This is a genomic window from Streptomyces sp. NPDC101490, assembly GCF_044767145.1.
Lineage (GTDB): Bacteria > Actinomycetota > Actinomycetes > Streptomycetales > Streptomycetaceae > Streptomyces.
This window is the reverse complement of the sequence record NZ_JBIWNI010000013.1, coordinates 176,056-193,238: the sequence shown is the minus strand read 5'-3', so window position 1 is coordinate 193,238 and position 17,183 is coordinate 176,056. Positions and strand designations below refer to the sequence as shown.

The 17,183-nt window shown below is 71.4% G+C and carries 10 protein-coding genes; 2 read left to right on the top strand and 8 right to left on the bottom strand.

Annotation, left to right across the window (positions count from 1 at the left end):
* Positions 1–592: 592 nt before the first annotated feature.
* From ACIRQY_RS23250 to ACIRQY_RS23215, 8 genes are all read right to left on the bottom strand, one after another.
* Entirely contained in the window at positions 593–1,738 is a 1,146-nt protein-coding gene (locus ACIRQY_RS23250) for a Dyp-type peroxidase (protein WP_403928698.1), read from the bottom strand.
* A 32-nt stretch (positions 1,739–1,770) separates the two neighbouring features.
* Positions 1,771–2,319: a barstar family protein gene (locus ACIRQY_RS23245; protein ID WP_403928695.1), complete on the bottom strand. Its 549-nt coding sequence runs from the start codon at positions 2,317–2,319 to the stop codon at positions 1,771–1,773.
* A gap of 61 nt (positions 2,320–2,380) precedes the next feature.
* Positions 2,381–9,586, bottom strand: a complete 7,206-nt coding sequence (locus ACIRQY_RS23240) for an RHS repeat-associated core domain-containing protein (RefSeq protein WP_403928692.1) — start codon at positions 9,584–9,586, stop codon at positions 2,381–2,383.
* 350 nt (positions 9,587–9,936) lie between these two features.
* Positions 9,937–10,290, bottom strand: a complete 354-nt coding sequence (locus ACIRQY_RS23235; protein WP_403928689.1) for a hypothetical protein — start codon at positions 10,288–10,290, stop codon at positions 9,937–9,939.
* Positions 10,291–10,310: 20 nt separating this feature from the next.
* Complete coding sequence (locus ACIRQY_RS23230; RefSeq protein WP_403928686.1) at positions 10,311–10,562, bottom strand: hypothetical protein; 252 nt, start codon at positions 10,560–10,562, stop codon at positions 10,311–10,313.
* 202 nt (positions 10,563–10,764) lie between these two features.
* Positions 10,765–11,070: a transposase domain-containing protein gene (locus ACIRQY_RS23225; protein ID WP_403928683.1), complete on the bottom strand. Its 306-nt coding sequence runs from the start codon at positions 11,068–11,070 to the stop codon at positions 10,765–10,767.
* Positions 11,071–11,539: 469 nt separating this feature from the next.
* Positions 11,540–11,974 (bottom strand): hypothetical protein, encoded by a 435-nt coding sequence (locus ACIRQY_RS23220; protein ID WP_403928680.1) that lies wholly within the window; start codon positions 11,972–11,974, stop codon positions 11,540–11,542.
* Positions 11,975–11,998: 24 nt separating this feature from the next.
* The gene (locus tag ACIRQY_RS23215) at positions 11,999–13,045 is read right to left on the bottom strand and encodes a transposase (RefSeq protein ID WP_403928677.1); all 1,047 of its coding nucleotides are present in this window, start codon (positions 13,043–13,045) and stop codon (positions 11,999–12,001) included.
* Between the two features lie 1,188 nt (positions 13,046–14,233).
* On the opposite strand from ACIRQY_RS23215, the gene ACIRQY_RS23210 reads away from it, so the two are divergent.
* Both ACIRQY_RS23210 and ACIRQY_RS23205 read left to right on the top strand, forming a co-directional pair.
* Positions 14,234–14,665: a MarR family transcriptional regulator gene (locus ACIRQY_RS23210; protein ID WP_351794714.1), complete on the top strand. Its 432-nt coding sequence runs from the start codon at positions 14,234–14,236 to the stop codon at positions 14,663–14,665.
* A gap of 103 nt (positions 14,666–14,768) precedes the next feature.
* A complete protein-coding gene (locus tag ACIRQY_RS23205) occupies positions 14,769–16,877 on the top strand; it encodes an MMPL family transporter (RefSeq protein WP_403928674.1) in 2,109 nt (702 codons plus the stop codon).
* Positions 16,878–17,183: the final 306 nt, after the last annotated feature.

The window sequence follows — 17,183 nt, the reverse complement described above, 5'->3', positions numbered from 1 at the left end:
ACCAGCGGTCACACTCAAGCTCCTCAAGGGAGCGGTCACGGTCCACGAGTCGAGTCACCGACCGATCGTCCCATGGCAGATCTCAAACGCGGTCTGACATGTTTGGTCTCTCGCCAAGTGCGACGAGATGCCCGACTCAGGAACGGGGCTGTGGCAGGTTCTCCAACGCTTCGACACCCCCACCGCCACCTGCTCCCCACTCTTCGTCCCTGGCTGGACCGACAAACGCGTCGGCACCGTCTACAGGGATTCGCGGCACCTGGGATTCCGATCGAAAGACGGCTCCTACCTGTTGTGCGCCCGGAGGCACTACGTGTAGCGGAAGCGTCGGACAGGGGCGGCCTCTCGGAGGGGTTCCGGGCGGTGGTGTCACAGATTTCGGTCGGCCGACGTACTACAGGTATTCGGAAGCAATGTACGGGCGCAGCAGCTCCGTCCTCCGCTCAGACGACGGAGAGCCCCGAATTGACCACTGGCTGGTAGCAAACGGGCGCTACGCGCGGCAGCGGTACGACCGTCCCCCTCCCGAAGCCGGGCACGGGGAGGGGTGGGGGCACGGCTGCCGGTGAACGGGTCCGGCTGACCCGGCGGGTCAGCCGAGGGCGGCCGGCCAGGCGTCCCCGGGCGGCGGTACGAAGAAGTAGCCGCCGCCGACGGTCAGCTGGTACTGGGTCATGGCCTCGCCCGCGAGTCGCCGCTGGACGGTCTCGAAACCGGCCGCCAGGTCGCGCTGGAAGCAGGAGAAGAGCAGGCCTCGGTCGTCGGGTCCGCTGTCGTAGGCGTAGCTGCGCCGGACCAGCGGGGGCGGGTCGCGCCGGTCCGGGGCGGCCCGCCGGACGTGCGCGTCGAGCGGGGTGAGGCGGCCCTGCGGGTCGGTGCCGAAGTCGGGACGGGTGGTGGCCGGGGTGCCGTCGAGCCAGCGGCCGTCACGGCGGCGGCCGATGATCCGTTCCTGTTCGTGCACCGTGTCCCGGTCCCACAGGGCAGTGGCGAGCCGGATGACGCGGACCACCTGGTAGCTGCCGCCGACGGCCCAGCCGGGTTCGCCGTCACCGGCCCGTACGAGGGTCCGCCCGGCGGTCTCCGGGTCCGCCGCCGGGTTGCCGTGGCCCTCGGTGAAGCCGAACGGGTCGCGGGTCAGGCCGCGCCCCCCGGCGGTACGGCTGTCGTCGCGGAATCCGGCGGCCCGCCAGCGCACCCGCCAGCCCGGGGCCCGCGCCAGGATGCGGTCCACCGCTTCCCGTACGTCGCCACGGCTCGGCCCGGCCAGGTGCAGCAGCAGGTCACCATGGGTGCGGGCGTCGTCGAGGAGGTCACCGGTGAAGGCGGGCATCGGCCGCAGCCGACGCGGGCGGGCGGCGGAACCGGCCGCGAAGGCGCCCGCGCCGAGCGCGACACCGGCCGTGACGTCCGAGCCCTCGACGGCCGCGTCGAGGTCCTTCAGCAGCCCGGCCACGGCGTCACGGCCCGGCCCCCCGGGCCCGGCCGCCGCGTCCAGGGCGATGAACTGGGCGTGCACGGGCGGCTCGGCCCCGCGCAGCTGCACGGGAAGCCCGCCCGTACGACCACCCTTGCCGCCGCCGGTGCCGTCCGCGCCGTCGTCCGTGCAGCCCGCCGCGGCCGCGCCCAGGGCCGCGAGCGGCAGCCCGGCCAGCAGCGACCGTCGGCGCGGCCCCGGACCCGGGCCCCGCCGCGGCCCCGTGCCGTCCCGGTGCTCCGTCTGCCGCTCGTCGTGCATCGGCCGTGCGCCGTCCTTTCGGGTGTGCGGGCCTACCAGGCCTCGGGGTCGAGGGTCACCGTGAGGAACGGTCCGTCCCCGGCCAGGGTCAGGTCGGGGTGGGTGAGCGCGTCCGCGAAGTCCGCGGCCTCGTGTTCGTCCAGCAGGAAGACGAAGTGCTGGGCGGTGGCGGGCCGGGGCAGCGAATCCCCGTCCGGGTCGGCGGCCGCGTTGGCACGGGCGGCGCCCTGGCAGAGCACGGACACGAACAGGCGCAGGTGGGGTGCGCCGAGCAGGCTGTCGGCGCCCTCGATCACCCCGGCCGTTCCAATGCCACCGGTGACCTCGGCGCAGAGGTCGTCCAGGCAGTCGACGACCGCGTCCCAGTTCCGCCCGAAGTAGCCGGGGAAGCGGAAGGTGTCCGCGAACTCCCGGAAGACGCCCGCCGCGTCGTCCAGGTCAGCGGCCCGGAAGGTGTGCACCCGGCCGCCCCGGTCGGCCAGCGCGTCGAGCTGCCGCCGGAGCACGCCGCTCTCGCGGGCGCGGGCGGGCCCGAAGACCACCCAGGGTCCCCGGGTCCCGCTCACGTCGAAGGAGGTCACGAATGCTCCGCCTTCGTCTTCGCCATCGCCATCGCCATCGCTTTCAGGCTCACTTCTGCTGTCACCCCAGGAATTCGCCGACGTAGTAGTAGGTGCCGTAGTGGTCGGGTGTGTAGTAGGCGGGCCCCGGGCCGTCCTTCGGTGTGAGGAGGCGTTCGGCACCGCGGATCGCCTTGTCGCAGCCGGGGGCGCTGCACACGGGGAGGTCGTCGATGGCGTTGACGTCCCATTCCCGGTACTTGCCGCCGGGCAACTCACCCATGTTGTTGCCCCAGTTGGAGTTCCCGTTGTATCCCGGCACCCTCCCGGTGCCGCCGGGGCGCTTGTTGACCTTGTCGAGCATATCCGCGGCGCGCTGTGGCGCAGGTCCGGACACGGCTCCGGCGCCGGTGGGGCTGCCGTGTGCGCCGCCGTGGTTCTGGCAGAGCGGTGAGGTGTTGTGGACGAGGACGGAGGTGTCGCCCGCGAGGACGTAGTAGGTGTGCAGGTCGTCGACGGTGAGGTTGAAGACGTCGGCGGTGGCGGTGCGGTGGCGGATCGCGGTGATCTGGACGTGGGTTCCGGCGGCGGTGCGGAGCCACTGGCCGGGCCGGAGGGTGTCGGCGGCGGCCCAGGCCTTGGAGTCGGGGAGCCAGAAGGGGTGTTCGGTGGTGGCGGTGAGGGAGTCGGGGCGGCCGTCGGCGGCGGTGACGGTGATGTCGACGAGGTTCTTCTCGCCGGAGCCGCGGATGAGGGCGGTGACCTTGCGGGGGCCGCTCTCGCCGGTTTCGGGGTCGGTGGCGGCGACTTCGTCGCCGACCCGGACGTCCTCGATCGGTTTGCGGGTGCCGTCGGCCATCAGAACCAGGGTGCCCTCGGTGAAGCTGTTGCGCCCGCACATGGCGGCGACCCGCTTGAACCACTTCGAGCCGGAGATCAGCGGCCCGAGCATCCCCGTCGCACACCCGATCAGCGCCGACGTCCCGACCTGGCCCCAGTCGACCTTGCGGCCCGACAGCCGCTGCGCACCCCAGTCCATGGCCCCGTCCACCGCCGCGCCGACGGCGCAGCCGATGAGGAGGGGGTTGTTGCCGGTGGGGTCGGTGTAAGCGGTGGGGGCGGAGAGGGCGTACTGGTAGAGGTTCGGACCGCCCGCGTGCCCGATCGGGTCCTGCGAGATGAAACGTCCGGTCTGCGGGTCGTAGTAGCGGGCCCGGTGGTACAGCAGCCCGGTGCCGTCGTCCTCACGGCCGGTGAAGGTGTACGGGTTGGTGGACTCGGCACCCGTACGGGTCACCTGTCCGTTGGGGTCGTACGTGTAGCGCGTCGCGACCGTGCCGTCGGCATGGGCGAGGCCGACGACCGTGCCGAGCGCGTCGGTCAGATAGACCTGGGTCTGCCCACCCTCGGTACGGGTCAGGTACTCGTCGAGACCGGACATGGCGACCGTGGCCGTCGTCGCGCCCGCCGCATCCTGCTCCACGAACGGATTGGAGCCGTCCGCCAGGGAGCGCTTCTCAACCGTGCCCGTCTTCTTGGAGAAGCGGATACCGCCCGCGTCGTAGCCGAGGGCGGTCGTCTGCCCGGACCCGGCCGGGGTGAGCCCGGTCAGCCGCCCCCGCGCGTCCCAGGTGTACGAGCGCAGCCCGTCACCCGTGAGGCGCCCTTCGTTGTCGTACGTGAGCGAGCGCCCGGCGAAGGACGTCAGCCGGTTGTCCTCGTCGAAGACGGAACCGGATTCTGCGGCGGGCAGGGCCACGCTCGCGAGCGAGCCCGACAGCCCGGCGGTGAAGCCGCGCGCGTCCCGGGCGTACGCGAGGTCGCCGACCGGCGTCGCACCCCGCGCGTAGCCGATGGAGGTGACCGATCCGGCGGCGTCGTAGCCGGTGGTCCGGACGATGCCGCCAGGCAGGGTGGCAGTGCGTTCGCGGCCGAGAGCGTCCGGAGTGAAGGTCACTTCCTGGGTGCCGGTCTTCACCGACTTCAGGAACGAGGACCTGTCGTACCCGTAGGTGGTCACGACCCCGGCGGCCTCCGTGCCGGTGCGGCGGTCGGCGTCGTCGTGGGTGTAGGTGACCGTGCCGGTGGGGCCGGTGACGGTGCGGGGCCGGTCCAGCACGTCGTAGGTGAAGGACCGGACGCCGGCCCGGCTGTCGGTGATCCTCCGCGGCAGACCGACGGCGTCGTACTCGTAGGTGGCGGTGGAGTCGGCGTTGACCGGCGAGGTCACCCCGTAGCGGACCGTGTCGGGACGGCCCAGCAGGTCGTACGTGGACGTGCTGACCTTGCCGTCGCGACTGGTGGCGGTGCTGAGCCGCCCGGCCGGGTCGTAGCCGAACGAGGCCTGGGCGCCGAGCGGATCGGTGGCTGTCTTCGGCCGGTCGGCGTTGTCGAAGGTCCAGGTCGACGCGTTGCCGCGGGCGTCGGTGAGGCTGGTCAGGTTGCCGTTGGCGTCGTAGCCGAAGGCGAGGGCCTGGCCGAGCGGATCGGTGGTGCGGGTCGGCTGGTTGAGCCGGTCGTACGCCATCATGGTCCGCGAGCCGGTGGTGTCGGTCAGCACCGTCACCCGGCCCGCCGCGTCGGTGAACCGGCCGGCCGTGCGGCCCATCGGGTCCTCGACCGACACAAGGGTACCGTCGCTGTAGTGGTACCGCGTGACCGCACCGGTCGCGTCCTCGGCCGAGGCGGTCTGGCCGTCGGGCCGGTACGTGAAGGTGGTGGTGCGCCCCTCCGGGTCGGTGATGGTGGCGGCGTTGCCGGCCGGGTCGTAGGTGTTCAGCGTGACCGCGCCGAGCGGGTCGGTGACCTTGGTCGGCTGGTCGAACGGGCCGTCGTACACGGTCGTCGCCGAACTGCGGGCGTTCGCCGTCCCGGCGAGCCGGGTCACGGAGGTGACGTTCCCGTTGGTGTCGTACGTGATGTCGGAGCGGCGGCCGAAGGGGTCGGTGACGGAGTCGACGCGGTTGGCGGGGCCGCGCTGAAAGACGGTCCTGCGGGCGAGGGGCGTGCCGTAGGCCTGGGTGTCGGCGAGGCCGTGGCCCAGCGCGTCGAACTCGACCCGGCGCACGGCGCCGCCGGGCTGCATCACCTCGGTGGCCGTGACGTTGCCCGTCGCGTCCTTGCGGTAGACGAAGACGTACTCGGCACCCTCCGGCAGGACTTGGCGCCTGACCCGGCCGTCGCCGTCGTACTCGTTGTTCAGGTAGGTGATGCCGCGGGCGTCGGTGGCCGTCGCGATGCGGTTGCTGGTGCCGTCGTAGGTGTACGTCGACTGCTTGCCCGCCGGGTCGGTCACCGTGGCCAGACGACCTGCGGCGTCATAGCCGTAGAGGACCGAACGGCCGGTGTTGTCACGGGCCTTGGAAACCCGCAGCTGCTCGTCGTAGGAGAACTTGACCCACCGCCCGCCGGGGGCGTCGACGCGCACCACGGGTCCCTGCTTGCCGTTGTCGTCCATGCGGGTGATCCGGACCGCATTGCCGTGCCGGTCGCGGATCTCCTGGAGCGGCCGGTACTGCGGGAAGATCCACACCGCGCCGTCCCGGAAGCGCAACTCCCATTTTCCCGCTCTGTCGTTGATGAGCTTGGCACCCCGGAACCCGCTCTGCGTGTCGAGGGGTTCGAAGACGGCGTCGGTGTAGCCGGTACCCGGCGAGGTGCGCACCATATGGACCTTCACGCCACCCGGCATGTAGAGGTCGACCTGCTCGTATTCCTTCTTGGAGGAGAAGAAGACGTTGTAGGAGAGGTCCCGGCCGACGCCGAAGGCGCGTGAGCGGGTGTCGCCCTGCCAGTAGCTGCGGTCCACCTGGACGCTGCCGAGGTCCCCGGAGACGGCCAGGTCGGTACGGGTGTCGGTGAGCATGCCGCTCGCCAGGTCGACGGGGTCGCCCGACAGCCAGTCGATGGCGTCCTGGAGGCGGGACAGGCCGAAGGGGAAGGTGTCGGAGGTGTTGAACATGGCGCCGTGGAAGGCCCAGACGCGGGTCTTGGCGTCCGGTACGACCTGCTTTCCGTCCGGGGAGACCTGGCCGTGGCCGTAGACGTGCCAGCCCTTGCCCTTGGGGTCGTAGTCCATGAAGTCGACCCGCGTACCGGGCGCGCGGTGTGTGTAGTTGGGGTAGACGATCTGCGCGCCCCGGGGGAAGACATACGTGCCGCCCGGCTGGACCGTGAAGTAGACGGGCACGATCCCGTGGGCGGGCAGCGGGAACGGTGCGCGGTCGATCGGGATGGCGGTGATGCCGAGTTCGGTGACGGCGCGGCCGTGTTCGTCGCGGACCACCGAGCCCTTCGGGATCCGTACCTCCAGGCCCGGGATCCGCGGGGTCTTCAGCACCACGTCGCGGGTGGCGGGGGCTTCGAAGCGCACGGTGTTGCGGGTGTCGAGCGGGGTCATCCACACCGGGAAGCCCAGGTCGACGGACTTCCCCGCCTTCGGGTGGATCCGGATGTCGAATCGGCCGTACGTGCGGTCGGAGGTGTTGGCCGTGGCACCGTCCACCACCAGCGTCCGCGCCTGCGCATCGATCCCCGCCAGCACGAACCGCCCGCGCGCGTCCGTACGGGAGCTCTGCGCGCCCACCCGCACCGACACACCCGCGAGGGGCTTCCCGTCCAGCTTCAGCACCTGCCCCGTCAACGCCGTACGGCCCACCGGCGCACGCAGCACCGGCGGTTCCTCCGGGACACCGCCACGGCCCCAACGCCAGTCCTCACCTGCCAGATTCGCCTTCCCCGGCCGCCACGCATCCGGCCCTACCGGCTCACTCCCCCGCAGGGGGGCCACCGGTGTACGGGGGGCGGGAGCCTGCGCGGTGGCGGGCTTGCCGTCTTGGGCCCGGCGGGCGGTCGCGGCGGACAGGCCGAGGGTGAAGGTGCCGATGGCAGCGGAATCCGGGGCCGCCGTGAGGGTGTACGTGCCGGCGCCCGGCAGATAGAGGTCGTAGTACGTGCTGCTGTCGCCGACCCAGCGGGCGTTGGTGACCCAGCTCCCGTCGGGTGCCCGTACCGACAGCTCCCAGGAGTACGGGGAGGCCTCGATGTCGAGCCGGAGGTAACCGCCCGCCGTGGTGGTGAAGGCGTAACGGGCGTTCTGGCCCGGGCGGGTGAGGGTGGCGGAGAGGCGGGGGCCGCCGACCGTGAGGGTGCCGCCGAGGACGTCGGGGAGGAGTTCGGCGACGGCGCTGCCGGTGGCGGCACTCTGCGGGCGGACGATGACCAGGTGTTCGCCGGGGGGCAGCGGGCCGCGGAGGTCGATGTCCTTTCCGGTGGTGGTCGTGCCGTAGTCCCGGTCGGCCGAGTCGCCGGGGAAGCGGGCGAATATGCGCGTGTCGCCGAGGGTGAGGCCGCTGACGTTGACCGATCCAGCGGATCCGAGGGCCGGGTCGACGGTGAAGTGCACCTGCTGGCCGGGCCGGGTGGTGGAGGCCGTGAGCGGGGTACCGTCGGCGAGCGGGCCGACCCGCAGCGGTGTCGAGAGCCAGGTGGTGAAGGTGCCGGTGGCGGCGGAGTCGGCGGTGACGGCGAGGGTGTACGCGCCGCCGGGTTGCAGGTCGCGCAGGTGCATCACGCCGTCGCGGCTCGGGGCGAACTGCCCGACGTAGCGGTTCGATCCGAGGCCCGGGCCGCTGATGTAGGCCTCGGTGTACTGGGCAACGGTGTTGCCGGTGGCCGCGAAGCTCACCTCGCCGCCCGCCGGGCCCGTGAAGCGGATCATGACGCGCTGTCCGGGGCGGGTCAACGGAGTGGACACCGAGCCGCCGTCGACCGTCACGGGGACCGGGAGGTCCTCGGAGAGCGTGAGGCCGACGGAGCCGGTCACGCCCAGGTGGGGCGCGACGAACACCTTGTACGTGCCCGTCTCGGAGAGGCCGTTCATGCGGAAGGCCTCGGAGCTTCCGGCCAGGATGCTGCGGCCGTTGGTGATGAACTCGCCGGACGGCTTGACGATCGAGAGGGTCGCGGATTCGCTGAGCCGGTTGGTGACGGCGAGGACCAGGTTGTCGCCGGCGGTCGCGCTGAAGGTGGTACTCGCACCCTGTCCGGGGCGGGGGAACGTCACGGTGGCGGAGGGTCCGGTCGTGGACAGCGGCGCCGCGACCAGGTTGCGGGAGGCGGTCACGTCGACGGTGCCGCGTGCGCCCTGCGGGTTGAGGACCAGGGTATAGCGGCCGCTGGCGGGCAGACCCCGGACGGCCAGCCTGCCGTTGACCTCCCGGGCGTACTCCGAGAAGTCGGGCACGATCCTGCCGCGCGGGTCGAGCAGCTGGACGTAGATGCTGCGGCCGAAGGTCGAGCGGTTGAAGGCGAACGCGACGTCGTCGCCGATGCTCGCGTCGAACTGGACCTCGGCCAGGTTGCCGGAGCTGACGACGCCGACGGTCGCCGGGGTGGTCGCGGTGTACGAGGTGGTGGCCGTGGACTCGACCTCGCCGCTGCCGTCGAAGGCGATGGTGAAGGACGGGACCGCCGTGGTCCGGCCGTCGGGGGTGACGAGGGTGACCGGTCCGGTGGTCGCGCCGGGCGGCACCTTGACGGTGAGCGAGGTCGGCACGGCGGCCGTGACCTCGGCGAGGGTGCCGTTGAAACGGACCAGGTTGTCGGTGGCGACCGGGGCGAAGTTGCGGCCCTGGAGGACCACGGTCGTGCCGGGTATCCCGGCGACGGCGCCGGGGTCGGTGACCTCGGGGGCGCCGGTGGCGGGGGTGAAGGTCTCGGTGGACTCGGCGGAGGCTCCGGCGACGCCGACGACGGCCTTGCCGGTCGCCGCCTCCGCGGGCACCTGCACGACGAGCCGGGTCGCGGTGGCGGAGACGACGGTGGCGGGCTTGCCGCCGAGGACCACGGTGTTGTCCACTGCGGCGGGGGCGAATCCGGTACCGGAGAGGGTGACCCGGGCGCCGGCCGCGGCGCGCACCGGGACCATCGAGAGCACCGACAGGGACGCCGAGGCGAAACGCTCGACCGCGAGGCGGTTTCCGGCCGCGTCGAAGCGGTAGCGGGCCGTCTCGCCCGCCGGATCGGTGACGCCCACCAGCCGGCCCGCCGCGTCGTACGCGTAGACCGCGTTCGAGGTGGTCGGCGCGGTGGACGTGCCGGTGGATGCACCGGCCTTGGCGCGCGGGCCCGCCGTGGCCTCGGCCGTGGAGGATGGGGTGGATGATGCGCCGGGTGTACGCGGTGGCGGGGACTCCGCCGCCTGTGCCGAGACCGTGGCGCCGAGCAGGGCCAGCCCCAGCACCCCCACGAGCACGGTGCGCGAACGCGCCAAGACCCCAGCTGCCACGACACACTCCCCCAAAGCGGACCAGCATGAACATCGCTCAGTGCCAAGAACATCGGTCGGTGCAAGGGCATGCGTGCACGGACACACAGCTCGCGCACAGGCAGTCACGGTAGATCAACTGGGTTGAATTTGACTTTGGTTGGATAAAATCTGGCGAGTTTTAGACCACGAGTGGGCAAAGTCCCACACGGCACGGAATCGTGCGGTCGCGGGGCCGGGGTCTGTCGTCACGTTCCCGTCGCACTCCCGTCGTCGCCCGCGGGGCAGACGGGACGGGGCGGGACGGGGCGGGGCGGGGCGGGTCAGGCAAGGCAGACAGATCGGAGCAGGAGCGTGACGACAGGCAGGCTCTACGGCGTCCGCCAGTAGTCGACCCAGGCCCGGGCCGCCGCCACGGTGCGCTCCTGGCCGGTCGTGCCGTACGCCCGCCAGGCCTCCCAGGAGCGGGCGTCGGCCTCCGGCACACAGCCCTCACCGAGCGCCGACACCACGCCTACCGGGTCGCCCGATCGCAGGGCCAGCCCGTTCATGATCGTATGGCGAAGCGCGTAGTACGCCGATTCGTGTTCCCACCGCTGGTGGTAGGGGCCCGCCAGCACGGCCGCCGGGTAGCGGCCGACGTCGGTCAAGGTGGTGGCCAGCTGGTAGGAGCTGGTGAACACGGTGCTGTCAGCGCAGGTCACCGTGATGGTCGCGTCGATCACCCGGACCTTCTGACCGGCGATCACCCCGACAGATACGAGCCATCGGCGAGACGCGTGAGAACGGGAGTTCGCCGGTTGCTGCGGAGCCGGCCCAGGAACTGGGCGCGGGTCGCGGTGACGGCGGCGAGGAAGTCGTTGCCGTCGAAGCCCTTGTCCCACAGGACGAGCATGTCCGGCCGCAGCAGGCGCGAGGCCCAGCTGGTATCGCCTTCGGCGGTGGGCCCGATCACCGCGCCGGACAAGGCCCGTGTCCCGGTCTCGGCCGGAGTCATCAACTCCATTGCGGGATAGCCGTGATGGGAGGTTCGATCCAGCCAGGATCTGATTCCCCCGGAGTCGGGGACCTTCTGGGAGCTGCGGCCGTCGAATTACACGGTCCGGTACGGCCCCGAACCGCACGCCGGGTGCCGTCGGCCGGGCCAGAGGCCCCACGAGAACGTCGAACAGAACCCGCACCGGCGCACTGCCCAGGCGTCAGCGCGGATCACGCAGGGCCTTCGGCGTCGGAGAAGCCACCGGCACTTCGGTCGGCCCGGTGGTCAGTTTGTCCCAGACCAGCCGGTAGCCGACCTCGGGGAACAGGCACATCGCGAGCAGGAAGTAGACCCCGACCCGCGACGGAAGATCGCGCAGTCGTCGCTGCACCGAGCGGGTCTCCGCCGGGACCGCGTCGACCAGCTCGAACGGCACGACAGCCGTCAGCTCGCCCAGATGGCCGGGCGCGAACCGGCCCGCGGCCACGGTGACCGTACGGGTGATGGCCACCACCGGGGCCGACAAGACATCATGAAACGGCAACGGAGCTCCTCAAGTACAAGCTGTCCTGGTCGACTGCCTGTACCAACGAGCTCCGTTGCTCTTGCGTCGGGGAATCCTTCAACTGGCCTGCATGACCTGCGAAAACGTTAACTACCCGGCCTTGGGCCGAGGCCCGATCGTGGTCCCCCACGATGTACCTCATCGTCCATGTGTCCCTTCTTCGCCGGTGACGGAAACGACGGACGCCCAGAGCGTCCGGCCGATGGCCGTTCGCCCTGGGCGTCCCCTCACATCAGCAGACCCGTGTCAGGCAGCCGGTGCCAGTCCCGGTACGACCGCGGCGAGGACCTATCCAGCTTGGCCCGTACACGCACTCTGAGTTTGCGGCCCCCGGGGCGGGGTGCTGTCTCAGGGGCTCAGAGTGCGTGGGTCACCGAGGTGGCGGCGAGTCGCTCTTGGTGCGGGCTCGGGAGCCGGGTGGAGCCTCTGGTCAGCAGGACACCACGGCCGAGACGGTTGCGGTTGACGGGGGCCAGCCCCACTGGTTCACGGAGAAGCTGCCGGTGACCGTCGAACCGCACGGCGCGGTGGTGACGATGCTGCCGACCGAGGTCGTGCCCGCCTGCACGAGCACGGCCGGGTTGATGGGCGCTATCGGGGCGCTGCCGACGACAGTGCCGGAGACCGTGAAGCCGACCTGCTGGGGCTGCCACCCGGAGTTGGTCGTGGCTGCGACCCCGTAGAAGCGGACCTGGTTGCCGGTCACCTCGACACAGGCCCTGGTCAGCAGGATCCCGGGCGCACCGGGGGTGCCGCAGGTGACGACGGCTCCGGCCGGCCCGGTCGGCGCGGCAACGGCTTCCTGGCCGGTGGCCAGGGTGGCCAGGGTCGCAGCGGCGACCGCAACAGTGGCAAGAGTCTTCATGGGGCCCTCCCTCTTCCATTGCCCTCACCTGAGAGCAATGTGAAATGTCACATAACTTGCGAAGATCATGTCAGTGCACCGAGATGGGCGGCGCCGGATTCCGAGGGGAGAGGTGTATTTCTGCTGGTTCCGGCCATCGAATGGCCTGAATACCGTGCCAGTCGCCCTGTGGACCACAGGACGCGCCACCCCCTCTCCGTTCGGCGGCCCCGGCCCCGGCCGAACGGAGAGGGTGCAGGGAGGCGCGTACGTGTCCGGCGGTGTGTCCAGTTCGGGGCAGCGGGCCAGGACGCCCTTCAGGCCGGCCCGGTCTTGCTCGGTCAGGGTCGTGGGGTGCCGGGTGAGCCAGCCGGTCATCTGCCGCACCGTCGGCGGGCGAGGCGGCGCCTCGGGTGTCACGCGCAAGGTGGCGATGTGGGCGCGGACCATGCCGTAGGTGACAGGAGCGTGCTCGGCAAGCAACTCGCCGTGTAGTCGTGTGACGCTGGTGCATCCCTCGGTGAAGCGTCGCTCCAGGCAGGGCTTGTAGGGGGCGAGTCTGCTGGGCCGGGGCCGGTTTTCGCGGAAGGTTTCCTGCCAGCGTGCGGCGTTCGCGTACCGGAGCACGGTGTTGAGGCCCCGGCCCAGATGCCGGGCGATCGCCCGGCGCGAGTGGCCTTCGGCGAGCAGCTCGTGGACCAGTGCGTGAGCTGCCTTCTTCCGCTCAGCTAGCCGACCGACTGGCTCCGAGTTGTCCTGCTGCCGGGTGCCACTCGGCAGCAAGACGCTGGGCGAAGGATTGCGCAGGCAGTCGCGATGGGCGGCGACACAGGTCTCCACAGCCCGGCCAAGGCCCTGCCACAAATGAAACCGGTCAGCGACTTGCAGAGCGTCGGGGGCACCGTGTCGGGCGCCCTCGGCGCAGGCGCCGGCCCGGTCCCGGCAGATGATCTCCATGCCGGGGTGCCGGATCAGCCAGGCGGCCAGCGGCCCGCCCTCGCGGGCCGGGAGCACGTCGACCACGCCATGGTCTTCGATTCTGGTCAAGACCGTGGCGTAGGTCTGGCCGCGATGGATCGCGAAGTCGTCCATGCCCAGCACCCGTGGAGTGCTGAATCGCGGATCGGGCAGTGCCATAACCCTGCGTAACAGGGTCATCCGCCCCGCACCGAAGCCGAGCTGGGCCGGGCCGGGCCGCCAGCCGAGCGACAGCCCGCCCAGCCAGGGCGAGCCCCACTCCTTCCAGGGCGTGGTTGAGGCGAGTGGTGAACCGTGCGTACGGGGCGGCCGGCCCGGAGAACGGCTCGGCAAACGTCCGGCGCGAGCAGTCCACGGACCCGCAGATGAACCGCCGGACCGTCAGCCGGATCGTGAAGCCCTGCTCAGCGAGCGGGAGGGCCTTCAGCCTGCGCTGATACCGGTAGTGGACCCCGTCCGAGAAAACAGCCGCAGTCCGGACATGTCGCCCCGGCCCCACGGCCGCTCGCCACTACATCGACCGTGCCGAGCGCGCCCGAAACCACCTCGACGTCCACCTCGTCGATTCCGTCGAACGCCAGCGAGTCCCAGAACGGCGCATCGGTCTGCATGACCTGACCAGCACCATCACCGTGCAAGACCGACCGACCGAAGCAGCGGCAGCCAAGCACTTGATGGAGCGTCAACTCAGATTGTCGGACGACAAGGCGTACGCGATCTCATGCGAATCGCTCCCTCGCAATCGACCACCGAAGTAACACTCAGCGACGACTCCCCAAGATCTGTGCCAGAAACCCGAATTCGTCTACGGTCCGGATGGCGAAGGCGTGCACGAGGACTGCTCCGCCCGGCCCGTACTCGCGTTCTGATCCTCCAGCGCTCACCGCGCGGCAGCCGACTGCCGCCGGTTCCGTCAGCTGCGTGCCGTGCACTGCTGTGCGCGCTTGCGTGCAGGTCGCGCGGAGGGTACGCGGAGTACGCCTTCTTGCCGACCGGTGCGGACGCGGGCGGTCGTGCCCTCCGGCGCGTGCACCGGGGCCGATGGGTGGATCCGGCTTCGGTGGGTTCGTTCGGCGGCCTGTCGCCGTCGTGACTGACGCCCCGCCAGGTTCATTACCCGTCAGGGTCTCGCCGCCACAAGCCGCACCGGTTCGGCGGCGCCATCGCTTCCACGGAACGACGAGCCGCCCGCCGCCACCGCATCCTCGGGGACAGGGGTGTGGAGCGCTCGGCGTCCTTCTCTTCTGTAGGCTCACCCCTGTGGACGACAGTGGCGATGGCGCCGGGGCGCCCGCCCGGCTGATGGCCCTGGCGGTGTCGCTCCGCCGGACGAACAGTGAGATGAACCGGCTGGTGCACGCCTTCGCCGGGGCGCAGGGTCTGCATCCCACGGACGTCAACGCCCTGGCCGCCGTTCTCGACGCCGATGGCCCGGTCACCCCCGGGATGCTCCGCGTACATCTGGGTCTCACTTCCGGGGCGGTCACCGCATGCCTGGACCGGCTGGAGCGCGCCGGCCACATCCGCCGCAGCCGCGACACCGCCGACCGCCGCGTCGTACACATCGAGTACGTGGATGAGGCGCGGCGTGCCGCGCGGGCCTTCTTCCGTCCGCTGGCGGTCGCCGGAGGGCGGGCCGGCAGCCGGTTCGACGATCGTGAACTCGACGTCGTCCGCCGCTTCCTCGACGCCCTCAACGACGAGATGCGGCAGCTCACCGACCCCTCACAGTGAACCCGCGCACCCCCTGAGGCCCGACTGCCTCTCGCATCCACTACGATCCGGATATCTCACTCCATCAAGATAGTGAGCTATCGAGACAACGGATGGGCCGCTCATGTCCTTCGCCGCCCGTGGCGCCCGCCTGCTGATCCCCCTCGCCCTCCTGGTCGCCTGGCTCGGCATCGGCGGCCTCCTCGGCCCGTACGCCGGGAAGCTCGGCGAGGTCGCCACCAACGACCAGGCCGCCTTCCTGCCCCGCAGCGCCGAGTCGACCCGCGTCATCGACGCCCAGAAGGACTTCCGGCAGAGCGACACCCTGCCCCTCGTCGTCGTATGGACCGCCGATCGGGACGGCGCCGCCCTGCCGGAGTCCGCGCGCGGGCAGGCCTCGGCCGCCCTGGCCCGACTCGACGGCGCGCCCACGCTGTCCGGGCCAGTGTCCCCGGCCCTCGTCTCCGACGACGGCCGTGCCCTGCGCGCCGTCGTACCGCTCCGCACGGATTTGGGCGACCAGCTGGAGACGGTGCTGGCGGACGTACGGGCCGATGCGCGCTCCGTGACCGGTACATCCGTCCATCTCGCCGGACCCGCCGCCGCGCAGGCCGACCTCAAGAACGCCTTCTCCGGCATCGACGGACTGCTCCTTGGCGTTGCCCTCGCAACCGTCCTCGTCATCCTCCTGCTGGTCTACCGCAGCGTTCTGCTGCCCCTGCTGATCATCGTCGCCGCCGTGTTCGCGCTGGCCCTCGCCTGCGCGATCGTGTACGCGCTCGCCGACCGGGGAATCGTCCGCGTAGACGGCCAGGTCCAGGGCATCCTGTCGATCCTGGTCATCGGTGCGGCCACCGACTACGCCCTGCTGCTGACCGCGAGGTTCCGCGAGGAATTGGAGACCGCGGGCGAACGGACGGCCGCCATGCGCGCCGCGCTGCGCCGGTCCGCCGGGCCCGTCCTCGCCAGCGCCGCGACCGTGGCGCTCGGGCTGCTCGCTCTGCTGCTGAGCGATCTCACCAACAACCGCGCCCTCGGACCCGTCGGCGCGATCGGCATCGTCTGCGCCGTGGCCGCCGCGCTCACCTTCCTCCCGGCCGCCCTCGTCCTGCTGGGGCGCGTGGCCTACTGGCCCGCGCGTCCCGGCCCGGCGGGCAGCGGCGGCAGCGCACACCGGATGTGGCGGAAGGTCGCCGACCTCGTCGACCGCGCCCCGCGCCGCGTCTGGGTCCTCACCCTTGCCGCGCTGCTCGCCTGCGCCGCGTTCGCCCCCGCGCTGGTCTCCCGGGGCGTCCCACTGGACGAAACCTTCGTCGGCGAGGCCCCGTCGGTCGCCGCCCAGAAGACCCTGGGCGAGCATTTCCCCGGCGGCTCGGGCAGTCCGGCCGTCGTCATCGCCGACGCGGGGAGCCTCAGCGCCGTCACCGCCGCGGCCGGGTCGGTCCCCGGCGTCTCCTCCGTCTTGCCCGCCACGGCCGAGGGCCGCCCCGGGCGAACCCCTCTGGTCGTCGACGGCCGCGTACGGCTCGATGTCACGCTGAAGGACCCCGCCGACGGTGAGGCCGCCGAGCGTACCGTGGCCGCACTGCGGGACGCCGTCCATCAGATCGAGGGGGCCGACGCCCTCGTCGGCGGCTACACCGCCCAGCGGATCGACACCCAGCGGACCGCCGCGACCGACCGTGCCCTGATCGTGCCGGTCGTTCTGGCGATCATCCTGGTCATCCTCACCGCACTTCTGCGGTCCCTGGTGATGCCGCTGATCCTCGTGGCCACCGTCGCGCTGAACTTCTTCGCCACGCTCGGCATCGCCTACTTGGTCTTCACCCATGTCTTCGGTTTCACCGCAGTGGACGCCTCCGTTCCGCTGTACGGGTTCGTCTTCCTCGTCGCCCTCGGCGTGGACTACAACATCTTTCTGATGTCCCGCGTCCGCGAGGAGTCGGTGCGCCACGGCGTCCGTGAGGGGCTGCGGCGCGGGCTGACCGCGACCGGCGGGGTCATCACCTCCGCGGGCGTCGTGCTGGCCGCCACCTTCGCCGCTCTCGGGGTGATCCCCCTGGCCTTCCTCATCCAGATCGCCTTCATCGTGGCCTTCGGCGTCCTCCTCGACACCCTCGTCGTCCGCTCGCTGCTGGTCCCCGCCCTCGTCCGCGAACTCGGCGACCGTGCGTGGTGGCCGGGCGGCCCCGAGAGTTTCCGCAGTCGTCCCCGGACTCCCGCAGGCCGGTGAGGGCGGTGCGGCAATATCCGGTGATCACGGGCGGAAGGAGCCGCGGCAGTGCCAGACCCCGTCCCCGGGGCTCCGGCCGGGCGTCGGCCCCCAGGAAGTTCTGCGTGAAGATCTCAAGGGTCTCGTCGGTCGTGGGCAGCTGCACCCCCGGCAGACGTGTGGTGGCGGGGCGGAGCAGGAAGTGGGAGAGGACGGGCCCGACATCTGCTGTGCCGGCGGGGGCGGGGGCAGGTCGCGCGCGCGGAGTTCTCCTGGCGGATCGGCAGCGGACTGCGCGCCTATCCAGTGATCGTCCCCGGCGCAGTG

Coding starts and splice junctions, on each gene's coding strand:
- ACIRQY_RS23250 (WP_403928698.1), bottom strand. CDS start 1,738: ATGCACGACGAGCGGCAGACGGAGCACCGGGACGGCACGGGGCCGCGG.
- ACIRQY_RS23230 (WP_403928686.1), bottom strand. CDS start 10,562: ATGACTCCGGCCGAGACCGGGACACGGGCCTTGTCCGGCGCGGTGATC.
- ACIRQY_RS23220 (WP_403928680.1), bottom strand. CDS start 11,974: ATGAAGACTCTTGCCACTGTTGCGGTCGCCGCTGCGACCCTGGCCACC.
- ACIRQY_RS23215 (WP_403928677.1), bottom strand. CDS start 13,045: ATGGACGACTTCGCGATCCATCGCGGCCAGACCTACGCCACGGTCTTG.
- ACIRQY_RS23210 (WP_351794714.1), top strand. CDS start 14,234: ATGGCCCTGGCGGTGTCGCTCCGCCGGACGAACAGTGAGATGAACCGG.
- ACIRQY_RS23205 (WP_403928674.1), top strand. CDS start 14,769: ATGTCCTTCGCCGCCCGTGGCGCCCGCCTGCTGATCCCCCTCGCCCTC.